The sequence below is a fragment of the Streptomyces akebiae genome, from assembly GCF_019599145.1.
In the GTDB taxonomy this organism is placed as follows: domain Bacteria; phylum Actinomycetota; class Actinomycetes; order Streptomycetales; family Streptomycetaceae; genus Streptomyces; species Streptomyces akebiae.
In genome coordinates this window covers 8,624,714-8,648,971 of record NZ_CP080647.1, presented here as the reverse complement: position 1 = coordinate 8,648,971, position 24,258 = coordinate 8,624,714, and the positions used below count along the sequence as shown (strand labels likewise).

General features: G+C 67.0%; 16 protein-coding genes and 3 rRNA genes. 5 read left to right on the top strand and 14 right to left on the bottom strand.

Annotated features, from left to right (window positions below; translation table 11 throughout):
* Nucleotides 1–186 precede the first annotated feature (186 nt).
* The 11 genes from K1J60_RS37535 to K1J60_RS37485 form a co-directional block, all read right to left on the bottom strand.
* Nucleotides 187–660: a bifunctional nuclease family protein gene (locus K1J60_RS37535; protein WP_005475662.1), complete on the bottom strand. Its 474-nt coding sequence runs from the start codon at nucleotides 658–660 to the stop codon at nucleotides 187–189.
* Between the two features lie 85 nt (nucleotides 661–745).
* Nucleotides 746–1,501 carry a transcriptional regulator FtsR gene (ftsR, locus tag K1J60_RS37530; protein WP_220650095.1) on the bottom strand — a complete coding sequence of 252 codons (756 nt, stop codon included), beginning with the start codon at nucleotides 1,499–1,501 and terminating at the stop codon, nucleotides 746–748.
* Between the two features lie 43 nt (nucleotides 1,502–1,544).
* Nucleotides 1,545–2,516, bottom strand: a complete 972-nt coding sequence (locus tag K1J60_RS37525; RefSeq protein WP_220650094.1) for an FHA domain-containing protein — start codon at nucleotides 2,514–2,516, stop codon at nucleotides 1,545–1,547.
* Between the two features lie 61 nt (nucleotides 2,517–2,577).
* Nucleotides 2,578–3,453, bottom strand: coding sequence for a DUF881 domain-containing protein (locus tag K1J60_RS37520; protein ID WP_220650093.1), 876 nt, complete (start codon nucleotides 3,451–3,453; stop codon nucleotides 2,578–2,580).
* Nucleotides 3,454–3,458: 5 nt separating this feature from the next.
* Complete coding sequence (locus K1J60_RS37515; protein WP_009343209.1) at nucleotides 3,459–3,791, bottom strand: small basic family protein; 333 nt, start codon at nucleotides 3,789–3,791, stop codon at nucleotides 3,459–3,461.
* The gene (locus K1J60_RS37510; RefSeq protein ID WP_220650092.1) at nucleotides 3,788–4,690 is read right to left on the bottom strand and encodes a DUF881 domain-containing protein; all 903 of its coding nucleotides are present in this window, start codon (nucleotides 4,688–4,690) and stop codon (nucleotides 3,788–3,790) included. Before K1J60_RS37510 ends, K1J60_RS37515 begins: the two co-directional genes overlap by 4 nt.
* 98 nt (nucleotides 4,691–4,788) lie before the next feature.
* Nucleotides 4,789–7,284: a mannose-1-phosphate guanyltransferase gene (locus K1J60_RS37505; protein WP_220650091.1), complete on the bottom strand. Its 2,496-nt coding sequence runs from the start codon at nucleotides 7,282–7,284 to the stop codon at nucleotides 4,789–4,791.
* 111 nt (nucleotides 7,285–7,395) lie between these two features.
* Nucleotides 7,396–8,004, bottom strand: coding sequence for a CDP-alcohol phosphatidyltransferase family protein (locus tag K1J60_RS37500; RefSeq protein ID WP_033528917.1), 609 nt, complete (start codon nucleotides 8,002–8,004; stop codon nucleotides 7,396–7,398).
* Between the two features lie 109 nt (nucleotides 8,005–8,113).
* Nucleotides 8,114–8,230, bottom strand: a 5S ribosomal RNA gene (rrf, locus tag K1J60_RS37495).
* Nucleotides 8,231–8,319: 89 nt separating this feature from the next.
* Nucleotides 8,320–11,441 (bottom strand): 23S ribosomal RNA (locus tag K1J60_RS37490).
* A gap of 312 nt (nucleotides 11,442–11,753) precedes the next feature.
* Nucleotides 11,754–13,280: ribosomal RNA gene (locus K1J60_RS37485) — 16S ribosomal RNA — on the bottom strand.
* The 16S, 23S and 5S rRNA genes sit together here, the layout of an rRNA operon.
* Nucleotides 13,281–13,851: 571 nt before the next feature.
* On the opposite strand from K1J60_RS37485, the gene K1J60_RS37480 reads away from it, so the two are divergent.
* Both K1J60_RS37480 and ptsP read left to right on the top strand, forming a co-directional pair.
* Nucleotides 13,852–14,301, top strand: coding sequence for a PTS sugar transporter subunit IIA (locus K1J60_RS37480; protein WP_220650090.1), 450 nt, complete (start codon nucleotides 13,852–13,854; stop codon nucleotides 14,299–14,301).
* A gap of 77 nt (nucleotides 14,302–14,378) precedes the next feature.
* The gene (gene ptsP, locus K1J60_RS37475; RefSeq protein WP_220650089.1) at nucleotides 14,379–16,049 is read left to right on the top strand and encodes a phosphoenolpyruvate--protein phosphotransferase; all 1,671 of its coding nucleotides are present in this window, start codon (nucleotides 14,379–14,381) and stop codon (nucleotides 16,047–16,049) included.
* Between the two features lie 62 nt (nucleotides 16,050–16,111).
* On the opposite strand, the gene K1J60_RS37470 is transcribed toward ptsP, so the two are convergent.
* Together K1J60_RS37470 and K1J60_RS37465 are read right to left on the bottom strand one after the other, a co-directional pair.
* Nucleotides 16,112–17,020, bottom strand: coding sequence for a hypothetical protein (locus tag K1J60_RS37470; protein WP_220650088.1), 909 nt, complete (start codon nucleotides 17,018–17,020; stop codon nucleotides 16,112–16,114).
* 80 nt (nucleotides 17,021–17,100) lie between these two features.
* The gene (locus K1J60_RS37465) at nucleotides 17,101–19,068 is read right to left on the bottom strand and encodes an acetoacetate--CoA ligase (RefSeq protein ID WP_220650087.1); all 1,968 of its coding nucleotides are present in this window, start codon (nucleotides 19,066–19,068) and stop codon (nucleotides 17,101–17,103) included.
* 214 nt (nucleotides 19,069–19,282) lie between these two features.
* On the opposite strand from K1J60_RS37465, the gene K1J60_RS37460 reads away from it, so the two are divergent.
* Nucleotides 19,283–21,649 (top strand): glycoside hydrolase family 31 protein, encoded by a 2,367-nt coding sequence (locus K1J60_RS37460; RefSeq protein ID WP_220650086.1) that lies wholly within the window; start codon nucleotides 19,283–19,285, stop codon nucleotides 21,647–21,649.
* 30 nt (nucleotides 21,650–21,679) lie between these two features.
* Here K1J60_RS37460 and K1J60_RS37455 read toward each other — a convergent pair whose 3' ends face one another.
* Nucleotides 21,680–22,216 (bottom strand): NUDIX domain-containing protein, encoded by a 537-nt coding sequence (locus K1J60_RS37455; protein WP_220650085.1) that lies wholly within the window; start codon nucleotides 22,214–22,216, stop codon nucleotides 21,680–21,682.
* Nucleotides 22,217–22,474: 258 nt separating this feature from the next.
* Between K1J60_RS37455 and K1J60_RS37450 the strand changes: the two genes are divergently transcribed.
* Together K1J60_RS37450 and K1J60_RS37445 are read left to right on the top strand one after the other, a co-directional pair.
* Nucleotides 22,475–22,900, top strand: coding sequence for a Zn-ribbon domain-containing OB-fold protein (locus K1J60_RS37450; protein WP_220651875.1), 426 nt, complete (start codon nucleotides 22,475–22,477; stop codon nucleotides 22,898–22,900).
* Nucleotides 22,897–24,087, top strand: coding sequence for a lipid-transfer protein (locus K1J60_RS37445; RefSeq protein WP_220650084.1), 1,191 nt, complete (start codon nucleotides 22,897–22,899; stop codon nucleotides 24,085–24,087). The genes K1J60_RS37450 and K1J60_RS37445 overlap by 4 nt, the downstream gene beginning before the upstream one ends.
* Nucleotides 24,088–24,258 lie beyond the last annotated feature (171 nt).

Here is a 24,258-nt window from a genome sequence, read left to right as displayed (position 1 = left end):
CCCTCCCGCGGGGAAAGGCTAGCCGAATGCCTTCCGGCAAGGCCGCCTGACGGCGCACGGGCACTTGGCAACGTGCCGAGGCCTGCTCGGACACCCTCACCGCAGCCACAAGCCCTCCGCCCGCAATGTGGCATCCGCGCCGGCAGCGTCAGGGCCCCACGGCCCCACACCACCGCCCGCCCGGCCTCACTGGCTGTTCGTACCGAAGTCCTCGGGCGAGATCTGGTCGAGGAACTCGCGGAACTTCTCCACCTCGTCCTCCTGCTCGTCCGGGATCGCGATGCCCGCGTCGTCGAGCACCCCGTCACTGCCGAAGATCGGCGTACCCGTACGTAGCGCCAGCGCTATGGCGTCGGAAGGCCGCGCACTCACCTCGACCCCGCTGGCGAACACCAGCTCCGCGTAGAAGACGCCCTCACGGAGGTCGGTGATGCGCACTTCCGTGAGCTCCTGGCCGACGGCCTCCAGCACGTCCTTGAACAGGTCGTGGGTCAGCGGTCGCGCTGGGGCCATGCCCTGCTGGGCAAAAGCGATCGCCGTCGCCTCCCCCGGCCCGATCCAGATGGGGAGGTAACGGTCGCCTCCCACTTCGCGCAGGAGCACGATCGGTTGGTTGGAGGGCATTTCGACCCGGACACCTACGACATCGAGCTCGTTCACACAGCAACCCTAGGCCGTGCTCGGGATGTTTGGGTAGTCGAGCACAGATCGGCCGACCGATCCGCCACAGGCGAACACCGAGCCCTCAGCGAAGGCGCACACCCAGGGCGCTCTGGACCAGGGCGGCATGCAGCTTCACCGTGAGCCCCGCCAGCTCCCGCGTGCGGTCCTCCGCATGGGCCCTGGTCTGCGGATTGCGGTGCAGACGCAAGGGCGCCACCACCTGATCCACGAGCCCCGCCTCGCGGTCGGCGGCGGCCCGCATCACCCTCAGATGCCGGGGCTCGATACCGAACCGACCCAGTTCCACCACAAGCGTGGCGACAGTGAGTGCCTCCGCGTCGAAGGAACCGTCGGGCAGCGCGGCCACCAGCCCGTACGACTCCCACTCCGCCAGCTGGTCCTCGTCGATCCCGGCACCGGCCATGAGCTCACCGCGCCCGATCCGGGCCGCTGTCGGCTCCTCGGGCTCCCCGAAGAGCTCGCTCAGGCGCTCTCCGTCCCCGACGTCACGCTGACGCCCCACGGACGGCAGCCGTACGTCCTCGCCACGCTCCAGGGCTTCCAGGTACTCCCGGATCACCTTGAGCGGCAGATAGTGGTCCCGCTGCATCCTGAGCACGTGTCCCAGGCGCTCGACGTCCTCGGCACTGAACTTGCGATACCCCGAGGGGGTCCGCTGCGGCTCGATGAGCCCCTCCGACTCCAGGAAACGGATCTTGGAGATGGTTACCTCGGGGAACTCCTCGCGCAGCGCGTTCAGCACCGTGCCGATGCTCATCAGGCCACTGTCCGCGGCGGTGGCGCCGTGGTCGGCACCACCGCTCGTTGTTCGAAGCATGGACCTTCCCTGGGGTCCCCCCGGACGCGTGTCCGGGGGAGGGTCAGTAGCCCCGCTGGCTCGCGTAGAAGACCAGCCGGTACTTGCCGATCTGCACCTCGTCGCCGTTGTGCAGGGCGACCTGGTCGATCCGCTCACGATTGACGTACGTGCCGTTCAGGCTGCCGACGTCGGCGACCGTGAACGAGCCGTCCTGGCCCCGGCGGAACTCCACGTGGCGACGCGACACGGTCACGTCGTCCAGGAAGATGTCGCTCTGCGGGTGACGGCCCGCCGTGGTCAGGTCGCCGTCCAGCAGGAAGCGGCTGCCGGCGTTCGGGCCACGACGCACGACCAGGAGTGCCGAGCCGAGCGGCAGCGCGTCGACCGCGGCCTGGGCCTCGGGAGAGAGCGCCGGCAGCTGGGTCTGGCCGGTGACCTCGGAGTCGTAGGCCTCGAGGCCGGAGATGGAGATCGTGGAGGTCGTCTCGGACGGACGCTCGGGGGTCGCGCCGGCCCGCAGCGGAGCCCCGCAGTTCGAGCAGAAGCGGCTGTTCTCCGCGTTCCGGTTACCGCACCTCGTACACACCAGGGCCGACATCGACGGATCCTCCTGCCGCGGCTGCCCCGCCGGGGCATTGGACGCATACGGGTCTGCAGCAAACCCTCCACCCGTACCTGAGGTTGACGGTTCCCCGAAACCTATGCGGCCCGACTGGGCAGGGTCAACAGACGGCGCGCCCTGACCTCCGGAAATGTCACCTCCCGGACCAGCGACCTGGTCCCGGAACATGGGGCGCTCACCGCCCTGGCCCTCCGCTTCCGAAGGCTGCGCGCGATGGCGGGCGGTCGCGTTGTCGCTACCCTCTCGCGCACTCTTGCCGAACAACTTCGCAAACAACTTCACGGGCGATTCCCCTTGACCGAAACAGACCCGCCCGTGGGGCAGGACGAACCCTGACTGAACACACCGGCCGAGCCGGACAACCTCACAACGTCCGTACCCACCGGACAGTTTCCACCACGCACCACCCATTCGGTGCGCCGACCCCCCGCAACCTCATGCCCTCGCCGGACGGGCCCCATGCACCTGCGGTTCACTGGGAGGACGACCGAGCGTAGTCAGGCCGCTTCGCCGCTCGCAAGGCGTCCACAACGATCTTGTCCGACCGCCGCACGGTCACGGTGGCCTGCTCCTTCTCCAGTGTCTGCACCACGCCTCCGGGGATGTTCAGTGCGGGCTCGAGGTCCTGCGGATTGCCGATGACCTTGAAACGAAAGGGCTGAGTGATCTTGTTCCCGTCGACACTGATTCCGTCGTCGGAACCGGTCAGATACGTGCTGGCCACGATCCGTACGTCGTTCACCTGGATCGCCTCCGCGCCGGCCGCGCGCAGCTCCTGGATCGCGTCGAGCAACATATCCGCCTCGACCGTCCCCTTCGTGTCGTCGATCGTCAGTGTGATGCCGGGCCCCTGTGCCGCCACCGTCCCCGCCAGAATGGCGAGTTGCCGCTCCTTCTCGACCGTCTGCTTGCGTGCCTCCTCAGCCTGGTCCGAGCTGTTCTCCAACTCGGTGCGCTGATCCTCGAGGCCCTGCTTCTCCTCCTCCAGACGCTGCGTACGGTCATCCAGTTCATCGAGGATGCGAACGAGGTCTTCCTGACGTGCTCCGCGCAGCGCGCTGTCGTCGTTGTTGGAGGCCACCTGGATGGCCAGCCCGAAGCCGAGGCCGAACAGCAGGAGGGCGACGATGAGTTGGGCACGGGTGAAGCGCGGCGGCCACAGCCCCTGGGCCAGCCGCTGCCTCCCGGTCAGCTTGTTCTTCTCCTCCTGAGGCGCCTCACCGGGCTCCTCGGCGGCCGCGGGGGCCACCTCCTCAGGCAGTTCCCGGCGCAGCCGGGTCGTCGGTGTGTCGTCCCCTGCCGCACCTGGAGTCGGCTTCGGATCCGGCGTCTGGTCCTGGTCGCTCATCGGCCTCACGCCCGGAAGACGTGCCGACGGATCGCCGCGGCGTTGGAGAAGATGCGGATCCCGAGAACGACCACGACGCCCGTGGACAGCTGTGCGCCGACGCCCAACTTGTCGCCGAGGAAGACGATCAGGGCGGCCACGACCACGTTCGACAGGAACGACACGACGAAGACCTTGTCGTCGAAGATGCCGTCCAGCATCGCGCGCAGACCACCGAAGACGGCGTCCAGCGCCGCCACCACGGCGATGGGGAGATACGGCTCTACCACCGCCGGTACCTCGGGCCGGACCAACAGTCCGGCCACGACTCCGAGGACGAGGCCCAGTACGGCGATCACGATGTGCCCTTCTCTGTGCTGGGTTCTGCTGTTCGTACGATCACGCTCGGCGCGGCCGGCACCTTGATGTCGTTCTCGGCGGAGATGCTCGTCCGGATGCCGAAGTTCTCCTGGAGGGCGTGCAGATACAGCCCGTCGGGGCTGTTCTGGAACTTGGTGCTCAGCCGCTGCCCGTCCCCCACCGCGAGGATCGTGTAGGGCGGTGCCAGCGGCTTGTTGTCGACCAGTATCGCGTCGCCCGCGGCCCTGATGGCCGACAGCGCGGTGAGCCGCTGACCGTTGATCGAGATGGCTTCGGCGCCGGACTCCCACAACCCGTTGACGACCCGCTGCATGTCCCGGTCCCGTACGCGGCCGGTGTCCGAGAACCCGGACGTCTCGCGCGGGTCACCGTCACCGCCCTGGCCGGCGTCCTTGGCGTCGTTGACGACGAGACGGACTCCGGGACCATGCACCTCGACGGCGCCCGACAGGATGCCCACCAGGTCGCCGCCGCTGCCGCCGTCGTCCTTGAGCGCCTTGCGCTGTCGAGCGCTCACGTCGTCCCGGAGTTCGTCGACGGAGTCCTCGAGCTTGTCCGCGGCGGCGGTCTCCTCCTGGATACGGTCGATGAGCTCCTCGCGCTCCTTGGCTACCACGGGCGCGCTGATGCGCGCCTGCGCGGCACCCACCGTCACCACCAGGGCGGCGAGGACCAGACCGACCGCGAGTCCCAGCTTGGCCCGCACCGTCTTCGGCATGCCCTCGGTGCCCGCGGCCTTCCTGCGGGCGGCGGCCTCGGCGTATCCGTCGTCGAGGCTGTGGTCCATGACGTTGTTGAGCAGCGACATGGAGGCGTCCGGACGCGCCGGGCGCGCGGGTGTGCTCCGAACGGGGGGCTGCTGCGGCATGCCGCACATCGTCGCACGTCGCGACCACTACCTCCGAATGGCCCCACCGGCGTGCCGGACAGGCCCCGTTGGGGGCACTTGTCCGGCACGCGCGCGTGCGATGCGATTCAGCGGCCGGCGCTGTCCACGACCGCCGACCACTCGTCGAGCAGGGACTGCGCGGAGGCGTCGTCGGGCCCCTCGGCCCACAGATGCGTGACGGCTTCGGCCGGGTCCGGCAGGACCATCACCCACCGCCCGTCGGTCTCCACGACCCGCACCCCGTCGGTGGTGTCCACGAAACGGCTTCCGGCCGCCTCCACGACCCGGCGCATCACGAGGCCCTTGACAGCCCACGGAGTGGCCAGATCCCGCTTCAGGACATGCGCTCGCGGAATCCGCGCGTCGATCTGGCTGAGCGTGAGCTGCGTCCGCGCCACCAGTCCGATGAGCCGTACGAAGGCCGCCGTCCCGTCGAAGACACTGCTGAACTCCGGCACGATGAACCCACCGCGCCCATCACCGCCGAAGATGGTCGTCTCGTCGCCGCCGACCCGCGTGAGGTCGTCCGGCGAGGTGGTCGTCCACTCGACCTGTGTGCCGTGATAGGCGGCGACCTGCTCACCGATCCTGGTGGTCGTCACCGGAAGCGCGACCCGTCCACTCCGCCGTTCGGCGGCCACCAGGTCGAGCATGACCAGCAGGGCCCGGTCGTCCTCGACGATCCGGCCCTTCTCGTCGACGAGCGACAGCCGTTCACCGACGGGGTCGAACCGGACGCCGAACGCGGCCCGCGAGGACGCGACGATCTCGCCCAGCCGCACCAGCCCCGACCGCCGCATGTCGCCGGTCTCCGTCGGGCGCGACTCGTCGAGACCCGGGTTGATCGTCAACGAGTCGACGCCCAGCTTGCCGAGCAGACTCGGCAGCACCAGACCGGCACTACCGTTGGACGCGTCCACGACGACCTTGAGCCCTGACTCGGCGATCCCGGTCGTGTCGACGTTCCGGAGCAACGACCCGGTGTACGAGTCGAACACACTGGCCGGGAAGTGCAGGTCCCCGATCTCGCCCGGGAACGCGCGCCGGTACTCCTGCCGCGCGAACACCCGGTCCAGCTTCCGCTGACTGGCCTGCGACAGGTCCGCGCCCTGTCCGTCGAAGAACATGATGTCGACGGAGTCGGGAATCCCCGGCGTCGTCCGGATCATGATCCCGCCGGCACTGCCCCGGGCGGTCTGCTGCCGCGCCACCGGCAGCGGTACGTTCTCCAGGTCCCGTACGTCGATGGCGCTGGCCTGCAGCGCCGAGATGACCGCCCTCTTCAGCGCGCGGGCGCCTCGGGAGTGGTCACGGGCGGTGGTGACCGTGGAGCCCTTCTTGAGCGTCGTCGCGTAGGCCCCCGCGAGCCTCACGGCCAGCTCGGGGGTGATCTCCACGTTGAGGATGCCGGAGACGCCCCGCGCACCGAACAGATGGGCCTGCCCTCGGGACTCCCAGATGACCGAGGTGTTGACGAATGCGCCGGCCTCGATCGTCTTGAAGGGGTAGACGCGCACGTTCCCCTGGATGATCGATTCCTCGCCGACGAGGCACTCGTCACCGATCACCGCGCCGTCCTCGATCCGTGCGGCGCGCATGATGTCGGTGTTCTTGCCGACCACGCAGCCACGCAGATTGCTCTGCTGTCCGATGTAGACGTTGTCGTGGACCACGGCCTTGTGCAGAAAGGCCCCGCTCTTCACGACGACGTTCGAGCCCACGACGGTGTGCTCACGGATCTCGGCGCCGGCTTCGACCTTGGCGTAGTCCCCGATGTACAGCGGCCCGCGCAGCACGGCGTCGGGGTGCACCTCGGCACCTTCGGCGATCCACACGCCGGGCGAGAGCTCGAACCCGTCGATCTCGACGTCGACCTTGCCCTCCAGCACGTCGGCCTGGGCCTTCACATAGCTCTCGTGCGTGCCGACGTCCTCCCAGTAGCCCTCGGCGACATAGCCGTAGACCGGCTTGCCCTCCTTCATCAGCTGCGGGAAGACGTCGCCGGACCAGTCGACGGGGACGTCGGCCTCGACGTAGTCGAAGACCTCGGGCTCCATCACGTAGATGCCCGTGTTGACGGTGTCGGAGAAGACCTGGCCCCAGGTGGGCTTCTCCAGGAATCGCTCGACCTTGCCTTCCTCGTCCACGATCGTGATACCGAATTCCAGAGGATTCGGTACCCGTGTCAGGCAGACGGTGACGAGCGCACCCTTTTCCTTGTGGAAATTGATGAGCTCGGTGAGGTCGAAGTCGGTGAGGGCATCGCCGGAGATGACGAGGAAGGCATCGTCCTTCAGCGCCTCCTCGGCGTTCTTGACGCTCCCGGCGGTACCGAGTGGCTTCTCCTCATTGGCATAGGTGAGCTCCATACCGAGCTCCTCGCCGTCCCCGAAGTAGTTCTTGACGAGTGACGCCAGGAACTGGACAGTAACGACGGTCTCGTTGAGCCCATGCCTTTTGAGCAGCCGCAGTACGTGCTCCATGATCGGGCGGTTCGCCACGGGCAGGAGCGGTTTGGGCATGCTCGAGGTCATGGGGCGAAGGCGTGTGCCTTCGCCTCCGGCCATCACGACGGCCTTCATGTCGGAAGCGTCCTCCTTGAAGAGACGGTCTAGCCGACTTCACCCGTCCAGATTGTCCCGCACTTTTCCGACGCGGGCCATCGAGCCACTAACGGCCGCCCACTGGCGGGCTCAATCGGCCATGGCGTCCGCACTGACGAGTCGGCGGACCTGAACCACGTAGAGGATTCCTGCCCACCAATACAGGGTTGTACCCCATCCGGCGAACGCCCATCCGAAAATAGCAGCGAGTGACGAGATCCATCCACTTCCGTCACTGAGGAGCAGCAACGGGAAGGCGTACATCAGGTTGAACGTGGCCGCCTTGCCGAGGAAGTTCACCTGCGGTGGCGGATAGCCGTGCCGTCTGAGGATGCCCACCATCACCAGCAGGACCAGTTCCCGCAAGAGCAGTACAGCGGTCAACCACAATGGCAGAATCTCGCGCCAGGTGAGTCCCACCAGAGTTGACAGAATGTACAACCTGTCAGCCGCGGGATCGAGAAGCCGGCCCAGACTGCTGATCTGGTTCCAGCGCCGCGCCAGCATGCCGTCCAGATAGTCGCTGACGCCACTGAGAGCGATCACCAGGAAGGCCCAGCCGTCGACCTTGGGGCCGCCGAACTCGGGCCAGAGAACCAACCACAGGAAGACGGGCACACCAACGAGCCGCGCCATGCTGAGAATGTTCGGGATGGTGAGGACCCGGTCCGTCTGGACCCGGGTCTCCTGTACCTCCACCCGGGGGCCTCCTGTGGGAAATGAGCCAACGATGCCCCCTGACCCTACCTCAACGCAAAAAAGCTCTGGCTCTTGGGCAGTGTGCCCAAGAGCCAGAGCTCAAAAAGGAGTTCGGCGGCGTCCTACTCTCCCACAGGGTCCCCCCTGCAGTACCATCGGCGCTGTAAGGCTTAGCTTCCGGGTTCGGAATGTAACCGGGCGTTTCCCTCACGCTATGACCACCGAAACACTATGAAACACTCAACCGCACCACGCTCTGTGACAGACGTGGGGTTGTTCGTGGTTTCAGAACCAACACAGTGGACGCGAGCAACTGAGGACAAGCCCTCGGCCTATTAGTACCAGTCAACTCCACCCGTTACCAGGCTTCCATATCTGGCCTATCAACCCAGTCGTCTACTGGGAGCCTTACCCCATCAAGTGGGTGGGAATACTCATCTCGAAGCAGGCTTCCCGCTTAGATGCTTTCAGCGGTTATCCCTCCCGAACGTAGCCAACCAGCCATGCCCTTGGCAGAACAACTGGCACACCAGAGGTTCGTCCGTCCCGGTCCTCTCGTACTAGGGACAGCCCTTCTCAATATTCCTGCGCGCGCAGCGGATAGGGACCGAACTGTCTCACGACGTTCTAAACCCAGCTCGCGTACCGCTTTAATGGGCGAACAGCCCAACCCTTGGGACCGACTCCAGCCCCAGGATGCGACGAGCCGACATCGAGGTGCCAAACCATCCCGTCGATATGGACTCTTGGGGAAGATCAGCCTGTTATCCCCGGGGTACCTTTTATCCGTTGAGCGACGGCGCTTCCACAAGCCACCGCCGGATCACTAGTCCCGACTTTCGTCCCTGCTCGACCCGTCGGTCTCACAGTCAAGCTCCCTTGTGCACTTACACTCACCACCTGATTGCCAACCAGGCTGAGGGAACCTTTGGGCGCCTCCGTTACCCTTTGGGAGGCAACCGCCCCAGTTAAACTACCCATCAGACACTGTCCCCGATCCGGATCACGGACCCGGGTTAGACACCCAGCACGACCAGACTGGTATTTCAACGACGACTCCACCCGAACTGGCGTCCGAGCTTCACAGTCTCCCAGCTATCCTACACAAGCCGAACCGAACACCAATATCAAACTGTAGTAAAGGTCCCGGGGTCTTTCCGTCCTGCTGCGCGAAACGAGCATCTTTACTCGTAGTGCAATTTCACCGGGCCTATGGTTGAGACAGTCGAGAAGTCGTTACGCCATTCGTGCAGGTCGGAACTTACCCGACAAGGAATTTCGCTACCTTAGGATGGTTATAGTTACCACCGCCGTTTACTGGCGCTTAAGTTCTCAGCTTCGCCCACCCGAAAGTGAGCTAACCGGTCCCCTTAACGTTCCAGCACCGGGCAGGCGTCAGTCCGTATACATCGCCTTACGGCTTCGCACGGACCTGTGTTTTTAGTAAACAGTCGCTTCTCGCTGGTCTCTGCGGCCACCCCCAGCTCACCGAGTAAATCGGATCACCAGTGATGGCCCCCCTTCTCCCGAAGTTACGGGGGCATTTTGCCGAGTTCCTTAACCATAGTTCACCCGAACGCCTCGGTATTCTCTACCAGACCACCTGAGTCGGTTTAGGGTACGGGCCGCCATGAAACTCGCTAGAGGCTTTTCTCGACAGCATAGGATCATCCACTTCACCACAATCGGCTCGGCATCAGGTCTCAGACTATTGCCAGGCGGATTTACCTACCTGACGTCCTACACCCTTACCCCGGGACAACCACCGCCCGGGATGGACTACCTTCCTGCGTCACCCCATCACTCACCTACTGCAAGTCTGGTTCGTCGGCTCCACCACTCCCCTTTGCCCGAAGGCTCCGGGGCGGCTTCACGGACTTAGCATCGCCTGGTTCAATGTTTGACGCTTCACAGCGGGTACCGGAATATCAACCGGTTATCCATCGACTACGCCTGTCGGCCTCGCCTTAGGTCCCGACTTACCCTGGGCAGATCAGCTTGACCCAGGAACCCTTGGTCAATCGGCGCAAACGTTTCTCACGTTTGTATCGCTACTCATGCCTGCATTCTCACTCGTGAACCGTCCACAACTCGCTTCCGCGGCTGCTTCACCCGGCACACGACGCTCCCCTACCCATCCCAGCGGGCGTTGGCCCTCATGCTGGAATGACACGACTTCGGCGGTACGCTTGAGCCCCGCTACATTGTCGGCGCGGAATCACTAGACCAGTGAGCTATTACGCACTCTTTCAAGGGTGGCTGCTTCTAAGCCAACCTCCTGGTTGTCTGTGCGACTCCACATCCTTTCCCACTTAGCGTACGCTTAGGGGCCTTAGTCGATGCTCTGGGCTGTTTCCCTCTCGACCATGGAGCTTATCCCCCACAGTCTCACTGCCGCGCTCTCACTTACCGGCATTCGGAGTTTGGCTAAGGTCAGTAACCCGGTAGGGCCCATCGCCTATCCAGTGCTCTACCTCCGGCAAGAAACACACGACGCTGCACCTAAATGCATTTCGGGGAGAACCAGCTATCACGGAGTTTGATTGGCCTTTCACCCCTAACCACAGGTCATCCCCCAGGTTTTCAACCCTGGTGGGTTCGGTCCTCCACGAAGTCTTACCTCCGCTTCAACCTGCCCATGGCTAGATCACTCCGCTTCGGGTCTTGAGCGCGCTACTGAATCGCCCTGTTCGGACTCGCTTTCGCTACGGCTTCCCCACACGGGTTAACCTCGCAACACACCGCAAACTCGCAGGCTCATTCTTCAAAAGGCACGCAGTCACGACGTTGAGCACAAGTACTCAACGCGACGCTCCCACGGCTTGTAGGCACACGGTTTCAGGTACTATTTCACTCCCCTCCCGGGGTACTTTTCACCATTCCCTCACGGTACTATCCGCTATCGGTCACCAGGGAATATTTAGGCTTAGCGGGTGGTCCCGCCAGATTCACACGGGATTTCTCGGGCCCCGTGCTACTTGGGTGTCTCTCAAACGAGCCGCTGACGTTTCGACTACGGGGGTCTTACCCTCTACGCCGGACCTTTCGCATGTCCTTCGTCTACATCAACGGTTTCTGACTCGTCCTGTTGCCGGCAGACAACAGAAGAGAGATCCCACAACCCCGCATACGCAACCCCTGCCGGGTCTCACACGTATACGGTTTAGCCTCATCCGGTTTCGCTCGCCACTACTCCCGGAATCACGGTTGTTTTCTCTTCCTGCGGGTACTGAGATGTTTCACTTCCCCGCGTTCCCTCCACATACCCTATGTGTTCAGGTATGGGTGACAGCCCATGACGACTGCCGGGTTTCCCCATTCGGAAACCCCCGGATCAAAGCCTGGTTGACGACTCCCCGGGGACTATCGTGGCCTCCCACGTCCTTCATCGGTTCCTGGTGCCAAGGCATCCACCGTGCGCCCTTAAAAACTTGGCCACAGATGCTCGCGTCCACTGTGCAGTTCTCAAACAACGACCAACCACCCGCCACCCCGCCGGCACAAGCCAGCGAGTACACCGGGGTCGGCACTGAAGGCAGCCATACGGCCATACCCTCAGACACCCAACAGCGTGCCCGGCCGACTCCCGCCCGGAGATCATGCTTTCCACACTCTTGCGAGCAGTACTAACAGCCTCCGACCCGTGAAAACCAGCCGAATAATCAACGTTCCACCCATGAGCAACCACCGCAGAACACTCGCCTGCGTTATGGCCCTGGATCCCTTGACGGGACCTAGATGCTCCTTAGAAAGGAGGTGATCCAGCCGCACCTTCCGGTACGGCTACCTTGTTACGACTTCGTCCCAATCGCCAGTCCCACCTTCGACAGCTCCCTCCCACAAGGGGTTGGGCCACCGGCTTCGGGTGTTACCGACTTTCGTGACGTGACGGGCGGTGTGTACAAGGCCCGGGAACGTATTCACCGCAGCAATGCTGATCTGCGATTACTAGCAACTCCGACTTCATGGGGTCGAGTTGCAGACCCCAATCCGAACTGAGACAGGCTTTTTGAGATTCGCTCCGCCTCACGGCTTCGCAGCTCATTGTACCTGCCATTGTAGCACGTGTGCAGCCCAAGACATAAGGGGCATGATGACTTGACGTCGTCCCCACCTTCCTCCGAGTTGACCCCGGCAGTCTCCTGTGAGTCCCCATCACCCCGAAGGGCATGCTGGCAACACAGAACAAGGGTTGCGCTCGTTGCGGGACTTAACCCAACATCTCACGACACGAGCTGACGACAGCCATGCACCACCTGTACACCGACCACAAGGGGGCGACCATCTCTGGCCGTTTCCGGTGTATGTCAAGCCTTGGTAAGGTTCTTCGCGTTGCGTCGAATTAAGCCACATGCTCCGCTGCTTGTGCGGGCCCCCGTCAATTCCTTTGAGTTTTAGCCTTGCGGCCGTACTCCCCAGGCGGGGAACTTAATGCGTTAGCTGCGGCACCGACGACGTGGAATGTCGCCAACACCTAGTTCCCACCGTTTACGGCGTGGACTACCAGGGTATCTAATCCTGTTCGCTCCCCACGCTTTCGCTCCTCAGCGTCAGTAATGGCCCAGAGATCCGCCTTCGCCACCGGTGTTCCTCCTGATATCTGCGCATTTCACCGCTACACCAGGAATTCCGATCTCCCCTACCACACTCTAGTCTGCCCGTATCGAATGCAGACCCGGGGTTAAGCCCCGGGCTTTCACATCCGACGCGACAGACCGCCTACGAGCTCTTTACGCCCAATAATTCCGGACAACGCTCGCGCCCTACGTATTACCGCGGCTGCTGGCACGTAGTTAGCCGGCGCTTCTTCTGCAGGTACCGTCACTTTCGCTTCTTCCCTGCTGAAAGAGGTTTACAACCCGAAGGCCGTCATCCCTCACGCGGCGTCGCTGCATCAGGCTTTCGCCCATTGTGCAATATTCCCCACTGCTGCCTCCCGTAGGAGTCTGGGCCGTGTCTCAGTCCCAGTGTGGCCGGTCGCCCTCTCAGGCCGGCTACCCGTCGTCGCCTTGGTGAGCCGTTACCTCACCAACAAGCTGATAGGCCGCGGGCTCATCCTTCACCGCCGGAGCTTTCCACCACCAACAGATGCCTGCAGTGGTTGTATCCGGTATTAGACCCCGTTTCCAGGGCTTGTCCCAGAGTGAAGGGCAGATTGCCCACGTGTTACTCACCCGTTCGCCACTAATTCCCACCGAAGTGGTTCATCGTTCGACTTGCATGTGTTAAGCACGCCGCCAGCGTTCGTCCTGAGCCAGGATCAAACTCTCCGTGAATGTGTACCCGTAATCGGGTGCAAACCACGAGAGCGGAACCACCGGAGGAATGATCCGATGGTTCACAGCGTCCTCGCTGTGTTTGTTTCAAAGGAACCTCGCCCCAACCGATGACCGGCCGGGAACGGGGTATCAACATATCTGGCGTTGATTTTTGGCACGCTGTTGAGTTCTCAAGGAACGGACGCTTCCTTTGTACTCACCCAAGTTATTCCCTGGGCTTTCCTCCGGGCGCTTCCCTTCGGTGTTTCACACTCTATCAGTGTTTTTCCGGCCCCCTGACCACCATCCTGCAGACATGCAGAAGACGATCCCGGGATAGGATCTGAACGATCTGAACGAGTTCGATGCTGCCGGGGTCGGACACAAAGTGCCGCTCGCCCCGAGGCAGGTGTACGACTCTACATCGGGCCGCTGAGCCCGTGCAAATCGCTTGGAGGGGTGGTCTAGACCTCTGATGCGGAGCTATCGTGCGGAACGGGTACTTCATCTGACCTACCCTGCTGCTCAGCGCGCCGTCCCGGTACAAGCGGGACGGTGTCCTCATAGATCTCCACCTGGGAGGCTTCCCATGACCACCGTGACGTCCCCTCTCGCAGGACGCGCCATCGGACTGGCCGCCGTACCGGATCCCGTGTTCTCGGGAGCGATGGTCGGCCCCGGCACGGCGATCGATCCCGTGCGGGAGGCAGGGGAGGCCGTCGCTCCCGTGGACGGGGTCATCGTCTCCCTGCACCCGCACGCGTTCGTCGTGGTGGACGGCGAGGGGCACGGTGTGCTGACGCACCTCGGTATCGACACCGTGCAGCTGAACGGTGAGGGCTTCGAGCTGCTCGTGAACAAGGGCGACACCGTGCGACGGGGTCAGGCCGTGGTGCGCTGGAACCCGGCAGCCGTGGAGGCCGCGGGCAGGTCGCCGATCTGTCCTGTGGTGGCCTTGGAGGCCACGGCCGACTCCCTCACGGAGCTCCGTGAGGACGGCGAGGTGAAGGCCGGCGACACGCTCTTCGGCTGGCGGTGACCTCGAGGCCGTACCGGATGGCAAGTTCCACAACCACCGCGGCGGCGGGATCCGCCGCACTATCGGAGACAGGTGAGATGGAGACAACGCTGCGAGGCGTCGGTGTGAGCCACGGTGTGGCGATCGGCGAGGTTCGGCACATGGGAACGGCGGTGCTGGAGCCGCCCGCCAAGCAGATTCCTGCGGAGGACGCGGAGCGCGAGCAGGGGCGTGCCCGTAAGGCCGTGGACGCGGTGGCCGCCGATCTGACAGCGCGCGGCAATCTGGCCGGAGGTGAGGCCCAGGCCGTGCTGGAGGCCCAGGCCCTGATGGCCCAGGACCCGGAGCTGATGGCGGATGTGGAGCGACGTATCGCCGTGGGGAGCACGGCGGAGCGTGGTGTCTACGACGCCTTCGCCGCGTATCGGGCGCTGCTGGCCGGGGCCGGCGAGTACCTCGCGGGTCGCGTGGCCGACCTCGACGATGTGCGGAATCGTATCGTCGCCCGGCTGCTCGGGGTTCCGATGCCGGGCGTACCGGACAGCGACGAACCGTACGTCCTCATCGCTCGTGACCTGGCGCCTGCGGACACGGCGCTGCTCGACCCGACGCTCGTCCTCGGATTCGTCACCGAGGAGGGTGGGCCGACCAGTCACAGCGCGATTCTGGCGCGGGCGCTCGGGGTGCCCGCCGTCGTCGCGTTGCCGGGTGCCGGGGAGCTCGCCGAGGGCACGGTGATAGCCGTGGACGGCAGCACCGGCGAGATCTTCGTGAACCCGAGTGCGGAGAAGAAGGCCGAACTGGAGGCCGCCGCGGCGGCGCGGAAGGCCGCGCTGGCCGCGTCGAGCGGGCCCGGGTCGACCTCCGACGGGCACAAGGTTCCCCTGCTGGCCAATGTGGGTGGTCCCGCTGATGTGCCGGCGGCCGTGGAGGCCGGGGCCGAGGGAGTCGGTCTGTTCCGGACCGAGTTCCTCTTCCTGGACGACAGCAAGGCGGCGCCGTCCGAGGAGAAGCAGGTCGAGGCGTACCGCAAGGTACTGGAGGCCTTCCCCGAAGGGCGTGTGGTCGTACGGGTGCTTGACGCCGGCGCCGACAAGCCGCTGGAGTTCCTCACCCCGGCCGACGAGCCGAACCCGGCCCTCGGTGTACGTGGCCTGCGGACGCTCCTCGATCACCCCGAGGTGCTCCGGACGCAGCTGACGGCGCTCGCGAAGGCCGCCGAAGGCCTGCCGGTCTACCTCGAGGTCATGGCGCCGATGGTCGCGGACCGCACGGACGCCAAGGCGTTCGCCGACGCCTGTCGTGAGGCGGGGCTGCGGGCCAAGTTCGGGGCCATGGTGGAGATCCCGTCGGCGGCGCTGCGGGCGCGGTCGATCTTGCAGGAGGTCGAGTTCCTCTCGCTGGGGACGAACGACCTCGCGCAGTACACGTTCGCGGCCGACCGGCAGGTGGGTGCGGTGTCACGGCTGCAGGACCCGTGGCAGCCGGCGCTGCTCGACCTTGTGGCGCTGTCCGCCGAGGCGGCGAAGGCCGAGGGCAAGAGCTGTGGTGTCTGTGGTGAGGCGGCGTCGGATCCGCTGCTCGCGTGTGTGCTGACCGGTCTGGGTGTCACCTCCCTGTCCATGGGTGCGGCGTCGATTCCGTATGTGCGGGCGACCTTGGCGAAGTACACGCTGGCGCAGTGCGAGCGGGCCGCTGCTGCCGCGCGTGCGGCGGACACGGCCGAAGAGGCGCGTGGCGCGGCGCAGGCGGTGCTGTCGGGCGAGTAGCCGGTGCGGACCGGCCGGCGTCGAGGGGCGCTTCACCTTCGGGTGGGGCGCCCCTCGCCCGTTCAGTGGGTGTGGCCGTGGGTGGCCGGGCTTTCCTTGCCGAGGTCGCCCCCGAGGTCGGGCGGGGCGCAGTAGTCGACGCCGGACTCCGGGGAGACGAGGTCTCCGGACTCCATGTCCGTGCAGTAGGCGTCGAAGACCTCTCCCGCGGTCAGGGGTTCGAGGTCGTCGCCGCGCAGACGCCAGCCGTAGACGCGCTCGGTCCGGTCCGGGGCGGTGGTGCGCATGACGAGTCCGCCAGGGCTTCGGGTGGCCATACCGAGGGCCAGGACGGTGGCGAACTCCAGGGCTTCGGACTCGTCGAGCCGGGTGGCTCCTTCGGTGTCCTGGTCGGCGTGGAGGACGGATGCCAGCGCCTGGGGTTCGGCCGAGACGCTGCAGACGAGGTGGCGTTCGCCCGGGCCGGCGCTGTCGAGGATGCGCTTGAGCAGGTGCATGGCGCGGGAGAAGGCCGCGCGTCCGATGTCCTCGCCGCAGGAGGCGCAGTCGCCGATCTGGGCGAGGCGTGTGGTGGCGTACTCCCAGGTGGCGAGGCGGACGGCTTCGTCGATCAGGTCGGGGACGAGTTCGGCGAGGGGCTGTCCCTCGTACGGGACGGCGGCGCCCGTCGCGGCCAGCTCGGCGGTGAAGCGGGTGCGGCTGGAGGGGGTGTCGGGTTCGAGGCCGGTGTCGGCGCAGAACTCGGCGTACTCCTCGGGGTCGAAGAGGGCGACCGTGGTGTGGTTGCCCTGCGCGGAGAGGGTCCTGAGCAGGGCTTCCACTTGTCGGAGGTAGGTCGTGTGGTCGTCGAAGGCGAAACTGCGGTAGCGCCGCATCGCGGTGAAGTCGTGTTCGTCGGCCAGCAGGCCGATGGTGCCCGCGATCTCGCGGCGCAGGACGCGTCGCATGCTCTGCTGGTTGGTGTGTGCCATGTCTTCCCCCTGTGCGAACGGTCGATCAATGCTCACTCACAGTAATCGAGCGCACTGACAACGCGATCGCATGCGGGGGATCAGGCTCGCTCGCGGGCCAGGTTCTCGTAGAAGCGCAGGAGGTCGAGGTTGTCGACGGAGCCGGGGTTGACGGCCTTTTCCAGGGGGGTGCCCTGGAGGAGTCGTTTGACGGGGACCTCGATGCGTTTGCCGGTGAGGGTGTGCGGGACACCGGGGACTTCGATGACCTCGTCGGGGACGTGGCGGGGTGAGAGCTGTTCGCGGATGGTCCGCTTGATGCGGGTGAGGAGAGCCTCGTCGAGGGTTGCTCCTGGGGCGAGTTGGACGAACAGGGGCATCCAATAGCCGCCGTCGGGCTGTTCGACACCGATGACGAGGGACTCCTTGATCTCGGGGAGGCGTTCGACGGCTTCGTAGATGTCGGCCGAACCCATGCGGACGCCTTGGCGGTTGAGCGTGGAGTCGGAGCGGCCGTGGATCACGACGGAGCCTCGGGAGGTGAGAGTGATCCAGTCGCCGTGGCGCCAGACGCCGGGGTAGGTGTCGAAGTAGCTGTCGTGGTAGCGGGTGCCGTCGGGGTCGTTCCAGAAGTGGATCGGCATGGACGGCATGGGGTTGGTGACGACCAGTTCGCCGACCTCGTCGACGAGGGGTTTGCCGCTGGGGTCCCAGGACTGGAGGTCGGTGCCGAGGCCGGGGGCCTGGAGTTCGCCGATGTGGACCGGGAGGGTCGGGACGGCTCCCGCGAAGCAGGAGCACACGTCGGTGCCGCCGCTGACGGAGGCGATCCACAGGTCCTCGCGGACCTCGTCGTGGAGCCAGCGGAAGCCGTCGGGCGGGAGCGGGGATCCGGTGGTGCCGACGCACTTGACGCGGGAGAGGTCGTGGTCGCGGCCCGGGTGGACGCCGGCTTTGCGGCAGGCCATGACGTAGGCGGCGGAGGTGCCGAAGAGGGTGGCGCCGGTGCGTTCCGCCACGCGCCACTGGGCGCCGGTGTCGGGGTGGCCGGGGCTGCCGTCGTACAGGACGACGGTGGTGCCGGTGAGGAGGCCGGAGACGAGGAAGTTCCACATCATCCAGCCGGTGGAGGTGTACCAGAAGAAGCGGTCCTCGGGGCCGAGGTCGCAGTGCAGGCCGAGCTGTTTGAGGTGTTCGACGAGGATGCCGCCCTGGGACTGCACGAGGGCTTTGGGGAGTCCGGTGGTACCGGAGGAGTAGAGCACCCACAGGGGGTGGTCGAACGGGACCTGTTCGAAGGTCGGGGTCACGTCCGCGGAGGTCAGGGCGGACCACTCCAGGGCGCCCTCGGGGGCTTCGGTGCCGAGGAGGGGGATGTGGACCACGGCGCGCAGGGTGGGCAGTTCGCGGCGGAGTTCGGCGACGACGTCGCGGCGGTCGTGTTCCTTGCCGCCGTAGCGGTAGCCGTCGACGGTGAACAGGACGACGGGTTCGACCTGCTGGAAGCGGTCCAGGACGCTGCGGGCGCCGAAGTCCGGGGCGCAGGAGGTCCAGACGCCGCCCACGGCGGCCGTGGCGAGGAGGGCGACGACGGCCTGCGGGATGTTCGGGAGGTAGCCGCTGACGCGGTCGCCAGGGCGTACGCCGAGGGCGCGCAGTTCGGCGGAGAGGGAGCCGACCTGGCGGCGCAGCTCGGACCATGTCACCGGCCGTGGTTCGTGGGTTTCGTCGACATGGAGCAGGGCCGGTTCCTCGGCGCGGGCGTCGGTCGCGCGGAGGGCGTGTTCGGCGTAGTTGAGGGTGGCGCCCGGGAACCATTCGGCGCCGGGCATGGTGCGATCGCCGAGCACGCGCGTGTAGGGGGTGGAGAACCGTACGTCGAACCACTCGGTGACGGCCTTCCAGAACGTTTCGAGCTCGTCGACCGACCAGCGGTGCAGGGCCGGGTAGCCGCCCTCGGCGGGGGCTCCGTGGTGTGCCGCCGCCCAGGACTGGAATGCGGTGATCCGGGCCCGGGCGATGCGTTCCGCGTCGGGTTGCCAGAGCGGTGAGGGGTTCGCTGAGGTCATGGGGCGGCTCCCGAAACTGTGCGCGTGGTGTGCGTCGGGCGCGCACGAGCGGGGGTGTGCGCATGACGCGGCTGACACGGACGATGCCATGTGATCGACTTCCGCACCAGGGTGAGCCGCTGATGGACCGCGACGTGAACATGTGGCACCACCGCGGGTGAACGGAAGTTGAACGGTTCACACGATTCGGCCGGTCAGTGGCATGGTGAGCCACATGGACGGTCGTGACCTGGTGCGTTCGGTGAAAGCGATCGGTTCGGCGGGGGCGGCTCAGGGGCTGCGCACCGTGCGGGCCGCATGGCGCAGGAGGCGTGCCGACGCCGCCGCTCTGCCGGCGAGGGGTGCCGAGCGTGCCAGGGTGCCGGGTCCGGTGGTGGGGGTGGAGCCGGGGCCCGGCGGCGGAATCGTCCGCTTCAGCAGGTCCGAGCTGCGGATCACCGTCGATGTGCACGGCGCGCTCTTCTGGGGCTGGGACGGGGCCGGGCCGGAGCCGTCGTACGCGCTGGCGGGCCGGTGTCCGGAGCCGGATCCACGGGTCGTGCTGGAGCCGGACAAGGACGGCGCCTGGCGGGTCGTGGCCGAGCGCGTGACGGTCGTCGTGTCGCGGCACGGTGCCGTGGAGGTGCGTACGCCCGGTGGGGTGGTCGTGCGGCGTGATCTGCCGCCCCGGTGGTGGGAGCCGGTGGCTGGGGGTGAGGCGCGGTGGGTCCAGCGCTCGGAGGTGTCGGCCGACGCGCGGTTCTTCGGTCTGGGCGGGCGGGCGTCGGGTCCTCGGCTGCGGGACGGGACGTATCGGCTGTGGAACACGGACCCCGGCCATGCGTTCGCGCCGGGTGACGATCCGCTGTACATCACGATGCCGGTGCAGATGGTGGTGGCGGACGCGGCCACACATCTGGTGTTCCACGACACCACGTGGGACGGCACGGTGACGCTGCGCGAGGGTGAGGAGGGCGCCGGCTCCGGGCACGACCGGGCCGGGTCGTCCGAGCTGCGGATGGACGGCGGGCCCCTGCGCTGTTGGGTGATGGTGGGCACCCCCGCGCGCGTGCTGCATGCCTGGGCCGCTCTGACAGGGGCTCCGGCGCTGCCGCCCGCGTGGGCGCTGGGCCATCATCACGCGCGCTGGGGCTTCGGCAGCGAGCAGGAGGTGCGGCGGATCGTCGCGGGCTACCGGGAGCACGGTCTGCCGCTCGACGCGGTCCATCTGGACATCGACCACTACGACTCCCATCGGGTCTTCACGGTCGACACTGAGAACTTCCCGAAGCTGTCGGTGCTCGCCGACGAGTTGCGGCGGGAGGGGATCCGGCTGGTGTCGATCGTCGACGCGGCGGTCGGCGCGCGGCCGGGCGACGCGGTGTACGACAGCGGGACGGCCGAGGACGCGTTCGTCCGGGATGCCGGCGGGAAGGTGGTGGAGGGGCTGGTGTGGCCCGGGGCGTCGGTCTTTCCGGACTTCACGCGCGCGCGTACGCGCGCGTGGTGGGGTGGTCTCTACGAGGAGCGCCTGGCACGGGGCTTCGCGGGGTTCTGGCACGACATGAACGAGCCGACGTCGTTCACGGCGTTCGGGGAGAACACGCTGCCCCGGTCGGCCCGGCACGATCTGGAGGGCCGGGGTGGTGATCACCGCGAGGCGCACAACGTGTACGCGCTCTGCATGGCCCGCGCCGGGTACGAGGGGTTGCGTGAGCTGGTGCCCGAGGAGCGGCCGTTCGTCTTCTCGCGCTCCGGGTGGGCCGGTATGCAGCGCTACGGCGGGACGTGGTCCGGGGATGTGGCGACGGGCTGGCCGGGGCTGCGGGCGTCGCTCTCGCTGGTGATGGGGCTGGGGCTGTGCGGGGTGCCGTACTCGGGGCCGGACGTGGGCGGGTTCGACGGGAGTCCGTCGCCGGAGCTGTATCTGCGGTGGTTCCAGCTCGGCGCGTATCTGCCGCTGTTCCGTACGCACGCGAGTCTGCGGGCGGGGCGGCGGGAGCCGTGGGAGTTCGGGGACGAGACCGTCGAGCACGCGCGCGTGGCGCTCGTCGAGCGGCGGCGGCTGTCGCCCTACTTCATGACGCTGGCCCATCTGGCGCGTCGTACGGGGGCGCCCTATGTGCGCCCGTTGTGGTGGGGTGCGCCCGAGGACCGGACGCTGCGCGACTGCGAGGACGCGTTTCTCCTCGGTGACTGTCTGCTGGTGGCACCGGTGCTGGAGCCGGACGTGGACCGGCGTGCGGTGCAGCTGCCGCGGGGCCGTTGGTACGACACGGTGACCGGGCGGGCGTACGAGGGGCCGGGGACGGTACTGCTGGAGGCGCCGCTGTCGCGTGTCCCGGTGCTCGCGCGCGCGGGTGCCGTGATGCCGGTCCGGGGCGCCGACGGCGGCCTGGAGCTGGAGGTGTGGGCACCCGCGCGCGGGCGGACGGGGGGCGGGCTCGTGGTGCCGGACGCGGGCGACGGCTGGGACGAGCCGGAGGTCGAGCGGTACACGGCGCGTTGGGAGGGGCCGCGGCTGGTCGTGGAGCGGGAGGGGGACGAGGGTCCGGTCGAGCCTGGGTATCCCGTGCGGGTACGCGGGCTCGACCGGGAGTGAGCCCGGGTACGGCTCGGGGGTGGCTTCGGCTCAGATGTAGCGGCCGTCGAAGAACGCCTGGACGGCCAGGGTGTGCAGGGGGAAGGCGAGTTCGGTGGGCCTGCGCAGCAGGTGCCAGCCCTCCGTCTCGTCGGTGGCGACGGGCGTCGGGAGGCCCGCGGCCGGGCGCTCCGGGAGGAGCCCGAAGAGCAGGAGATGACCGGCGGGCGAGCTCATGGCGTCGGCGAGGCGTACGTCGCGGTCGGCCACGCAGATGCCCGTCTCCTCCTTGAGTTCACGGACGACGGCGTGCCGCCAGTCCTCCCGGTGGTCGATGAAGCCGCCGGGCAGGGCGGTGCCCCCGCGCGCGGGGGCGATGGTCCGTGTGATCACCACGAGGGCGGTGCCCTTGGTGTCGTACACGGGCTGGAGGGCCACCGCTACGGGGAGCGGATTGCGGTAGGCCACTGTGTGGCAGGCCTCGCAGGTGCGGGGCCAGCCGGACACGCCCTCTCCGTAGGGCGCTCCGCAGCTCGAACAATGCGAGTCGGGTGCGAAGTTGGCGGGTGGGTGTTGATTCGCGGACACGCGGCGGACTGTATCCGATCATCTGCTGGTCGTCTCGTCGGGGCGGCTCAATGCGCCACACGGCGGGCCCGTCGGTATGGGTGAAGGCCGGCCGGAACCACCCCCGTGGGCCCCGGCCGGCCCTCCCGATACTCCGACGCCGGGCGGGGCTCGTTGGTTCTCCCGGGGCCTGCCCAATTCGGGATGCCCGTGCCAGACTCCTGACGGCCCATCAGATCCGTTTCGCCGGGAGGGACCTTGTCGCGGAGTCGCACACCTGTGGTCGCGGGCTGGTTCACCGGGGAGGGCGAGGGGTTCCGGCTCCTCGGCACGCGCTGTTCGGCGTGCGCCTCGGTGTTCTTCCCCCGTGAGGACGTCTTCTGTCGCAATCCGGGGTGTCCGGGCGGCGAGCTGCGCGAGGTCCCGCTGTCGCGACGGGGCCGGGTGTGGTCGTACACGGACGGCCGGTACCGGCCTCCGTCGCCCTACGTTTCCGATCCGGAACTTCCGTGGGAGCCGTACGCGTTGATCGCTGTGGAACTGGCCGAGGAACGCCTGGTGGTGCTGGGTCAGGCGGTTCCCGGGGTCACCGTCGCCGATCTCGCGGTGGGCATGGAGGTGGAGGTCGTCCCCGGGGTCCTGAACGAGGACGCGGAGACGGTCTGGACGACGTGGCAGTGGCGGCCGACGGGGGTGGCCGCATGACGGGCGAGGTGGCCGTGCTGGGCGCGGGCATGCACCCGTGGGGCAAGTGGGGCAGGAGTTTCGTCGAGTACGGGACGGTGGCCGCGCGTGCGGCGCTGGCCGACGCGGGGCTCGACTGGCGGGACGTCGGCTCGGTCGTCGGCGCGGACACGGTGCGAGGTGGTTATCCGGGCTATGTGGCGGGAGCGACCTTCGCGAGGGCGCTGGGCTGGCAGGGGGCCCGGGTCACGAGCGTGTACGCGGCCTGTGCGTCCGGGGCGCAGGCGGTGGGCACCGCGCGGGCCCAGATCCTCGCCGGTCTCGCGGACGTGGTGCTGGTGGTGGGTGCGGACTCGGCTCCGAAGGGGTTCTTCCGGCCGGCGGGCGGGGATCGGGCGGACGATCCGGACTGGTTGCGGTTCCGGGTCCTCGGGGCCACCAATCCGACGTACTTCGGGCTGTACGCGCGGCGACGGATGGCGGTGCACGGGGACACACCGGAGGACTTCGCGCGGGTCAAGGTGAAGAACTCCGCGATGGGGGCGCTCAATCCGTACGCGCGCTATCGCAAGCGGGTCACCGCCGAGGAGGTCGCGGCCTCGGCCGTGGTCGCCGATCCGCTGCGGCTGCTCGACATCTGTGCGACCTCGGACGGGGGTGCGGCGCTCGTGCTGTCCAGCATGGATTTCGCGCGGCGGCACGGGGTGGCCGAGCCGGTGCGGATACGGGCGGTGTCCACGGTCACGCCCCGCTACCCCAACACGGTGCTGGATCTGCCGGACATCGCCACGGACTCGTCGGTCGCGGTGCCGCCACCGGACGAGACGTTCCGGGCGTCGATCGCGCGGGCGGCGTACGAGGAGGCGGGGGTCGGGCCCGAGGATCTCTCGTTCGCCGAGGTCTACGACCTGTCCACCGCGCTGGAGTTGCAGTGGTACGAGGATCTGGGGCTGTGCGGCGAAGGCGAGGCCGCGAAGCTGTTGCGGGACGGTGTGACGGCGCTGGGCGGACGGATACCGGTGAACTCCAGTGGAGGGCTGGCCTCGTTCGGGGAGGCGGTTCCGGCGCAGGCGATCGCCCAGGTGTGCGAGCTGGTCCGGCAGTTGCGGGGCGAGGCGACCGATCGGCAGGTCGAGGGGGCGCGGGTGGGGGTCAGCGCCAACCAGGGCCTGTTCGGGCACGGGTCCGCGGTGATCGCGGTTCGGTGAGAGCGCTTCGGTGCTCACGGTTGGGTGATCACGGCTGGGTGAGGGGGCTTCGGTGCTCGTGCTTGCGTGATCCCCTGCGGCGCTGGGCGCGGTCGCCGTGGGGGGCGTGCTGTTCGCGCCGACCTGTGCGCCTGGTAGGCGCCTTCAACCGTTGTTGTGCTTGTCCTTGAC